Here is an 8433-nt window from a genome sequence, read left to right on the forward strand (position 1 = left end):
GTGATCGTTGCCCGACCCGCCGGAGATGGTGTCGTTACCCTCGCTGCCGGAGACGGTGTCGTCACCCTTTCCGCCGTAGAGGTGGTCGTTACCCGACCCGCCGGAAATGGTGTCGTTGCCCTTGCCGCCGTAGAGGTGGTCGTTGCCCGACCCGCCGGAAATGGTGTCGTTGCCCTTGCCGCCGGAGACGGTGTCGTCGCCCTTTCCGCCGTAGAGGTGATCGTTGCCCGACCCGCCGGAGATGGTGTCGTTACCCTTGCCGCCGGAGACGGTGTCGTCACCCTTTCCGCCGTAGAGGTGGTCGTTACCCGACCCGCCGGAAATGGTGTCGTTGCCCTTTCCGCCGTAGAGGTGGTCGTTGCCCGACCCGCCGGAAATGGTGTCGTTGCCCTTGCCGCCGGAGACGGTGTCGTCACCCTTTCCGCCGTAGAGGTGGTCGTTGCCCGACCCGCCGGAGATGGTGTCGTTGCCCTTGCCGCCGGAGACGGTGTCGTCACCCTTTCCGCCGTAGAGGTGGTCGTTACCCGACCCGCCGGAGATGGTGTCGTTGCCCTTGCCGCCGGAGACGGTGTCGTCACCCTTTCCGCCGTAGAGGTGGTCGTTACCCGACCCGCCGGAGATGGTGTCGTTGCCCTTGCCGCCGGAGACGGTGTCGTCGCCCTTTCCGCCGAAAACGGTGTCGTCGCCCTTTCCGCCGTAGAGGTGGTCGTTACCCGACCCGCCGGAGATGGTGTCGTTGCCCTTGCCGCCGGAGACGGTGTCGTCACCCTTTCCGCCGTAGAGGTGGTCGTTACCCGACCCGCCGGAGATGGTGTCGTTGCCCTTGCCGCCGGAGACGGTGTCGTCGCCCTTTCCGCCGTAGAGGTGGTCGTTGCCCGACCCGCCATAGACGGTGTCGTTGCCCTTGCCACCGTAGACGGTGTCGTTGCCGCCGCCGCCGTAGATGGTGTCATTGCCGCCGCCACCGTAGATAGTGTCGTTGCCGCCGCCACCGTAAATGGTGTCGTCGCCAGGGGTTCCGAAGATCTTAGCCATGTCCGTTGCTCCGTTTGATGGTGGACGGTGCCTTGCCGCCCTGAGGCTTATCTGTGAAACGCAGAGATTATCCTGCGATCCGTGAGACTCGATCTGGGGATGACCCGTCGAAGTCGCCCTTCTTTTACGATGCTGTCGGGACGGATACCGTGATGAAGATCACGCTGAACTCTTCAGTGACGGATCGGGCGTTATTTCTGGCCGACATGCGTGTTGCTGAAACGGGCCGTGGCCTCATGCCGACGGCACCGTTCGGGTGCATCGCCCTCAGCGCCCATCGAGGAAGCTTTTGCCGTAAGTCTGTTCCACGGACCGCCACTTCACGCCCAAAGCGCCGCTCGGTCCCCGCGACGAAAGCGCGGCCTTCGACAACACCTACGCATTGCCTCGGACTACGATATACGGCACGACACGATTTTGTATTTTTGTAATATCATAACAAGTCTTGGCAATACAGCATCATGCCGGTTCGCTGCGGGGGCTTGAACAGACGTCACTTTTCCCCTCTCCGTTGAATTTTACATGCATGGAAGTGGATCGCAGGGCGGTCGGACGTCCGAAAGAGCCAGCGCTGGCTCGCTGGCCGGTCGAAGTCCCGTTCGCTTCGGAAGCGCGCCCGACGTCGCGCACGCGCGTCAAACGCCCGTCGACGCTCTCACGACAGTGCCGAGAAGGCATCGGTCACGCCCGTGATTTTCCTCGCGTATGCCGCTCGGGAGATGCGGCGGTCTCTTCGCCGACCGCTCTGCTGTCGGCCGGAATCAATCGACTTGACCATCTTGTGCGGGGCGAGACGGCGCGGCAGCGGGCTGGGCAATGCCGTCAGACCCGCAGTCCCGGTCGTCTATCCGCACTGCGGCCTCGCCGGGGCTCGCCGCTTCCGGTTCACGCCAGGTCCGGACCTGAACTCGGCATCGGCGCGGAGGCGGACCGGCATCTCGCAGCACGGTGTCGCCAGAGGTTGCAGCGTGCGACTGCTAGTCCATCGCAGATCGCCGCCACGACGGCCATCCCGAGCATGCCTTCGCCAACAAGGCGCGGGCGGCACGGATAACCGAACCGCCCGCTCGCAGGACTTTCTACGGTGTCGAAGTCGGCTCCCCGCGTCTCCACCGGAAGCCTGACGATGTCAGGCACTCTCCTTCACGATGTGCATCGGCGGATGGTGCGCCGCCGCGCGACCAGGACCGGCATCGGTCCGAACGGTCTTCACCTCGCCGCCTGACGGATCCCGGATCTTGCGGAGCACTTCGTCCTTGGTCCCGAAAGCCGTGAGTTGGCCGCCCTCGATCGTCAGCATCAGGTCGACGGCCGTCAAGGCACTCATCCGGTGGGCCACGATAATGACGATGCCGCCGCGGGCCCGAACGCTGAGAATCGCCCGGGTCAAGGCAGCGTCTCCCTCGCCGTCGAGGTTGGCGTTCGGCTCATCGAGGACGAGGAGGAAAGGAGAGCCGAAGAGGGCGCGGGCGAGGCCGATGCGCTGGCGCTGGCCGCCCGACAGGCCCGTGCCACCGTCACCCAACACCGTATCGTAGCCCTCTGGCAGGCTCTCGATCAGCGGGTGGACACCCGCCTGCCGCGCGGCCTCTTCGATTTCGGCACGGTCCGCCTGGGGCGCGAAGCGGGCGATGTTCTCTGCCACCGTGCCGGCGAACAGCGAGACCTCTTGCGGAAGGTATCCGACGTGGCGTCCGAAATCCGCGGCCTGCCATTGCGAGATCGGCACGGTGTCGAGCCAGACCGTTCCTCTGGCCAGGGGCAGGATGCCGACCAGCGCTCGCACGAGGGTCGACTTGCCCGACCCGCTCGGGCCGGTGACGGCGAGCGCTTGCCCGGCCTTCAGGCTGAACTGCACCTCCTTGACCGTCAGGCGCGTGCTGCCGGGAGGGGCCACGCTCACGCCCTCCACCTTGAGCACGTGCATCGGTGCCGGCAGGGTGGAGGTGTTCCGCGTGGCCGACGCCTTAGTCACCGTTTCGGCGAGCCGGCTCCAGCTCTGCTGCGCAGCGATGACACCTTTCCAGTTCGCAATCGTCGCATCGAGCGGCGCCAGGGCGCGGCCGAGCAGGATCGATGAGGCGATGATGATGCCGGGCGAACTCTCGCCGCGGATCACCAGATAGGCGCCGAGCGCCAGGACGCCCGACTGCAGCGCCATCCGGGCTGCCTTCGAGACGGCGCTCGAGGCACCCGCGACGTCGCTCATGCGCTGCTGCGCCAGGAGGTACTGGGCGTGGGCATCGTGCCACCGGGCCGCGAAGTGGCCCTGCATGCCCATCGCGATCAGGACGTCGGCGTTGCGGCAACTGGCGTCCGTCACGCCGCTCCGGCGCTGGCCGTGCTCGGTCGCGACTTTCGACGGTCCGCGCGTGAGGCGGTCCGCGACGAGAGTGATCACGACGAGGAGGAGCGCGCCCGAGACGGTAGTGAAGCCGATCAGGGGATGAAACAGGAAGCAGATGATGAAGTAGAGCGGCATCCAGGGCAGGTCGCAGAGCGCCGTCGGTGCCGAGCCTCCGAGGAAGCCGCGCACCTGATCGAGATCCCGCAGCGGCATCTGCCCGTTGGCGGGCGCTCCGCTCTCCACAGGACCACGCACCAGCGCCGCGAAGACGTGCGGACTCAGGCATTCATCGAGGACGGCGCCGATCCGGCTCAGGATGCGGCCCCTGAGCGCCTCAAGGGCACTCTGGAAGGCGTAGAGCATCAGAGCCAGGAGAACGAGACCCACGAGGGACGGCACCGACCGGCTCGGGAGAACACGGTCGGAGATCAGCAACATGAAGAACGAGGCTGTCAGGTACAGGATGTTGAGGAGGCCGCTGGTGACGATGAGGCTGGCCAGGGCCGAGCGGCAGCTCGACAGTGCCGCACCGAGTTCGAGGGAAGCGGGTTTCATCGCACATCGTCCCTCTTCTGGATGGTCTGGCCGAACGAGCCCGGCATGGCGCCGGTTCGTGGAGTTCGCGTGCACGCAACCGGCCCGGATGCCTGAAACTGCGATCGACCGGGCCGGAAATCCGTGAGCAGGCTCACACAGGGATGGTTCGGGGCGGGGCGGGCCGGTCTGCGGTGTCGACCGGTCAGCCTCGTCCAGGCACTGTCAGGCGGCCATCGGGCACTTGGCGGCCGAACGCGACGCCTTCCGGTCCGTGCGCGGAACGAGCAACTGCTCGGGGCGCCGCCGCTTGGCCCTCTCGAACAGCGCGTAGGTGCGGTTCACGTAATTCGTGACGCCGCTGAGGTCGTCGATGTAGCGCTGCACCGGCGGCGTGATCTCCGCCTCCACAAGGCGCGTCGGCTTCGAGGGATCAAGGGTGTCGAAGCGAACGTAGAACCAGGGCTGGCCGCGGCGCAGGATCAGGTTCTTCGACGTATCGTGCCACTCGAACGCCCACATCAGGGGGCGCGGCCAGATGTGGACTGGGAAGCGGCCGCTGATCAGCGTCCCTGGAAGCGGCTCGGCTTGGTAGTCGAGGAATGGCGGCAGCTGGTTGATGTAGGCGACTTCGTCCGAGAGGAAGAGATAGGGCGTGATGATCTGAAGGATCGGTCGCTTCGGATGGCGCCATTCGGCCGGGTTCACGACGCTCACCATCTGACCGATCTGCTGGGGGCGGATCGTGCTGCGCGCGCCGTCCACGTTTTCCAGGACCGGCGCACGGCCCTCTTCCAGGCTGATGCGTAGATGGAGGTCGACGGGGCATCGGATCACGATGTGACGGGCGTCGAAATCGATTGCTGCGGGGCAGCCCTGGACCGACTTGGCCGATGCGGCCCGGCCGAGGTCCCGCCGGAACGGCTCCGGGTCGTCCCAGATCATGGCTGCCTTGGTATCGGCGATGGTCCAGCCCACCTCGGTGACCCGCTTGGACGACTGCGCCCGGAGTCTCCTCTTCAAGAATTCGAACATGACCGGTCTCCTCGGGTAGGCTTCGGCGATTGCATCGCGGCGGCGGTCTCGCGCCTGCCGCCCGTCGTTGGATCGATATGAACCGGCACTCCCGCGGCGAACTGTGATCGGGATCACGCCCGCTTCGCTGTTTCCGGCGGTCAATAGGTTTCGGTCCTGCCAGGCCGTGCCGACCCGCGACGCCGACCCGGCCGACGGCAATGGGAGACCCCTTGCGCGATCCGATCGGCATGGCGCAGCGGCCGTCGCTCCGCACGGGAAAACCGGTCCTTGCTGGCCTGGGCGACCTGCGCGCGGAACCGGGCCGACCGTCACCGTCGGTCGCGTTTCCCGACGCCCGTCCGACGCACCCGACTCGGTGATCTCGCTCACAGTCGCCGGCCCGGGCGGGTGGAACATTCAGGGCCTGAACAGCAGCAGGTGACCTGCATCTGAGGCCGCCGGATCCCCTTGGGGGCCGCGCGCCGCCACCGCACAGGGAATCCGAACGATGGAAGTCGAAACCCTCGAACGTCCCGCGTCCCTGAAGGTCTGGCACGCCGGAGCGGCCCGCTTCCTCTCACGGTATCCCGTGCAGTTCGCCAGCCTGCGCGAAGCGATCGCTGCGGCGGCCGCCGTCCTGGCCCATCCCGACCGGCAACCCTGGATCGTCACCGCGGACGGTGACCTGCTGCCGCCGAATTGGATCAGCGGTAGCCTCAAGCGCGCCGTTCCGGCTGGCGCCGGCAGCCGCGAAGCCCGCTGTTCCTCGCAGGGCGAGGTCGCCGCACGTTTCGGCGTCTCGCCCGGGAAGGGCAGGGCGATCCCCCTCGGATCCGCCTGAGACCATCACGTCGAACTTCCATGAAAGTGAGCCGATCATGCGAGCGTCGCGCGTCTTCGCCTGCCTCCTCGTGACGATCCTCGGGTCGACGCGAGCAAGTGCCGATCCTCTTCGATTGCAGCTTCCGCTCGCCTGCGAACCGGGCCGAACCTGCTTCGTCCAGTACTACGTTGATCGCGAACCCGGTCCCGCGGCCCGCGATTTCACGGCGGTTCGCAGACCTACGATCGGCATGACGGCACGGACTTCCGCCTTCCTTCCTCCGTCGCCGCAGCGGGTCCGCTCGGAGCCGTGCGGGCGGCAGCCGCCGGCACCGTGCTCCGCATCCGCAACGACGCGCCCGACGTCTCGGTTCGCGAGACCGGGATGGCGAAGGTCGCGGGCGTCGAATGCGGAAACGGTCTCGTGATCGCGCATGCGGATTCGTACGACACCCAGTATTGCCACCTGGCCCAGGGTAGCTTGACGGTGCGGCCCGGCGAGGTCGTGACGGCCGGTCAGGTCATCGGTCACGTCGGCCTCTCCGGCGCAACGGAGTTTTCGCATCTCCATTTCACCGTTCGCCGGGCCGGTCGCCCCGTCGATCCCTTCGCGATCGAGGGTTCAGCCCAGATCGGCCGCGACGCGAGCCTCTGGGATGAATCGCTCGGGGCGAGCCTTCGCTACCGCTCCGGAACGGTCCTCAATTCCGGCTTCTCGGACGGCCCCGTGACGATGGAGGCCGTCGAGGCCGACGCCGCCAGGCCCCTCGGTGCACGCGCGGAGAGCCTCGTCGCTTGGGTCCGGGCGATCAGTCTCGAGGTCGGCGACGTGCAGCGACTTGTCGTCCGGGCTCCGGACGGACAGATTCTCGCTGAGAACCGCTTGTCGCCGCTCGCCAATCCACGCGCGCAATCTCTGGTCTTCACCGGGAAGCGGCGTCCGGCCGAGGGCTTTCGCGCGGGGACCTACGAGGCGACCTACGAGGTCGTGCGCGCCGGCCGGGTCGTCATCGTACACCGCTTCGTCGCGCCCCTCCCGTAGCGCGCCGCCGGGATCGGACCCGGCTCCCCTCTGTGACCTGTCTCACGGACCCGCGGCACGCGCGTACGACAACATCTCCTCCGGTCGAGACCGCTCCAACCCGCCGTCCCCGTCCGCTGCGCACCCGCCCGTTGCGTCGGGCTGTCATCACCGCTTCACACCCCAGGGGGGACAGGATGCCCACCGCAATTCCGATGCGCGTCGTACCAGAGCACGCGTCACCGCCCCTCGGTCACGCGTCCCGGGCGGCGATCCGACGGCAGGTCCGCGTCACCGCCCTGTTGGTCATGACGCTCGTCGGCGGCGTCGGCGGGTGGGCAAGCTTCACGCAGATCGGCGGCGCGGTCATCGCGTCCGGAAGGCTCGTGGTCGAGAGCGACGTGAAGAAGGTTCAGCATCCGATCGGCGGGATCGTCGGCGAGCTGCGCGTGCACGAAGGCGACCACGTCAGGTCCGGCGACATCCTGGTGCGGCTCGACGAGACGCAGTCACGGGCAATCCTCGACACCGTTCTCCGCGCGATGGATGCGCTCGCGGCCAAGCGGACGCGCGAGGAGGCGGAGCGCGACGGCGACATCGCCCTTAATTTCCCGTCCGATCTCCAGGCCCGGGCCTCCTCGGACGACGCGGCCGCGCGCCTCATCGACAGCGAGACACGCTTGTTCCTCGCGCGCGGAAAGGCGCGACAGGGTCGCAAGGCTCAGCTGCGCGAACGCATCGCCCAGCTCAGCCAGGAGATTGCCGGGATCAACGATCAGATGACCGCGAAGACGCGGGAAGTCTCCGCGGTGGACCAAGAGCTGAAGGGAATCCGCGAGCTCTGGCAGAAGAACCTGGTCCAGCTTCCCCGCCTCACTTCCCTGGAACGCGAAGCTGCGCGACTGGAGGGGGATCGCGGCCGTTTCGCCGCTTCGATCGCGCAGACCAAGGGCAAGATCAACGAGGTCGAGCTGCAGATCATGCAGGTCGATGAGGACATGCGGAACGAGGTGAGCAGGGATCTGACCGAGATCCGGAGCAAGTGGGCGGAATACGAGGAGAAGCGGACAGCCGCCCTCGATCAGCTCCGGCGCACTGATCTTCGGGCGCCGCAGGATGGCGTCGTTCACCAGATGACCGTGCACACGGTGGGCGGGCTCGTGACCCCCAACGAACCCGCGATGCTGATCGTCCCCGAGTCCGACGAGCTCGCGGTCGAGGTCCGGGTGGAGCCCAAAGATATCGATCACGTGCAGATCGACCAGCTCGCGACCCTGCGCTTCTCGGCGCTCAATCAGCGCACGACGCCCGAGATCAGCGGGCTCGTGGATCGCGTCGCGGCCGACGTGACGCAGGATCCGAAGACAGGCCTGAGCTTCTACAAGGCGCGTATCCGGGTCTCCGATACCGAGCGCGCGCGTCTGGGCGAGATCCGGCTCGTGCCCGGCATGCCGGTCGACGCCTTTCTCAAGACCGGTGACCGCACGGTGCTGTCATATCTGACGAAGCCGCTGATGGATCAGATCAGCAAAGCTTGGCGAGACCGATGAGCGTCCCGCTGCCGATGGCTCCAGACGGTTCGGGGCGCCAAGGAACGAAGGCTCCGGTCCGCCCGGGGTGAGAAGTCCGGGCAGCCGCGCGTGCTGGCCTGAGCGCC

6 protein-coding genes are annotated in these 8433 nt (G+C 67.0%); 3 read left to right on the forward strand and 3 right to left on the reverse strand.

Annotated elements, in window-relative coordinates; genetic code table 11:
• From I53_RS26410 to I53_RS26420, 3 genes are all read right to left on the reverse strand, one after another.
• Positions 1–1035, reverse strand: a 1035-nt coding sequence (locus I53_RS26410; protein WP_043356483.1) for a calcium-binding protein, incomplete at its 3' end; no start/stop codon positions are given.
• A 1129-nt stretch (positions 1036–2164) separates the two neighbouring features.
• Positions 2165–3937 carry a type I secretion system permease/ATPase gene (locus I53_RS26415; RefSeq protein ID WP_043356485.1) on the reverse strand — a complete coding sequence of 591 codons (1773 nt, stop codon included), beginning with the start codon at positions 3935–3937 and terminating at the stop codon, positions 2165–2167.
• 204 nt (positions 3938–4141) lie between these two features.
• Complete coding sequence (locus I53_RS26420; RefSeq protein ID WP_043356486.1) at positions 4142–4951, reverse strand: hypothetical protein; 810 nt, start codon at positions 4949–4951, stop codon at positions 4142–4144.
• Positions 4952–5441: 490 nt separating this feature from the next.
• Here I53_RS26420 and I53_RS30660 point away from each other — a divergent pair, with 490 nt between their 5' ends.
• From I53_RS30660 to I53_RS26435, 3 genes are all read left to right on the forward strand, one after another.
• Positions 5442–5774 (forward strand): hypothetical protein, encoded by a 333-nt coding sequence (locus tag I53_RS30660; protein ID WP_051045084.1) that lies wholly within the window; start codon positions 5442–5444, stop codon positions 5772–5774.
• 291 nt (positions 5775–6065) lie between these two features.
• Positions 6066–6797, forward strand: a complete 732-nt coding sequence (locus I53_RS26430; RefSeq protein WP_374701375.1) for a M23 family metallopeptidase — start codon at positions 6066–6068, stop codon at positions 6795–6797.
• Between the two features lie 194 nt (positions 6798–6991).
• Complete coding sequence (locus tag I53_RS26435) at positions 6992–8326, forward strand: HlyD family type I secretion periplasmic adaptor subunit (RefSeq protein ID WP_085987709.1); 1335 nt, start codon at positions 6992–6994, stop codon at positions 8324–8326.
• Positions 8327–8433 lie beyond the last annotated feature (107 nt).

Source organism: Methylobacterium sp. B1, assembly GCF_000333255.1.
GTDB classification, from domain to species: Bacteria; Pseudomonadota; Alphaproteobacteria; order Rhizobiales; family Beijerinckiaceae; genus Methylobacterium; species Methylobacterium fujisawaense.